The sequence below is a fragment of the Citrobacter sp. Cpo045 genome (genome assembly GCF_030332875.1).
Classification (GTDB): domain Bacteria; phylum Pseudomonadota; class Gammaproteobacteria; order Enterobacterales; family Enterobacteriaceae; genus Citrobacter; species Citrobacter portucalensis.
Genome location: NZ_JAOWGZ010000016.1, coordinates 1 through 210, shown reverse-complemented (window position 1 = coordinate 210; position 210 = coordinate 1). Strand labels below are relative to the sequence as shown.

1 tRNA gene is annotated in these 210 nt (G+C 55.2%); it reads left to right on the top strand.

Annotated elements, in window-relative coordinates:
- Window positions 1-126: 126 nt before the first annotated feature.
- Window positions 127-203: transfer RNA gene (locus OGY13_RS00095), tRNA-Asp, on the top strand.
- Window positions 204-210: the final 7 nt, after the last annotated feature.

Below are 210 nucleotides of genomic sequence, written 5' to 3'. Positions count from 1 at the left end.
CTCAGAAGTGAAACGCCGTAGCGCCGATGGTAGTGTGGGGTCTCCCCATGCGAGAGTAGGGAACTGCCAGGCATCAAATTGCAGTAAACCGGGATGAAAATCCGGGTGGTGACAAAGAAATTCGGTGGAGCGGTAGTTCAGTTGGTTAGAATACCTGCCTGTCACGCAGGGGGTCGCGGGTTCGAGTCCCGTCCGTTCCGCCACTTATTA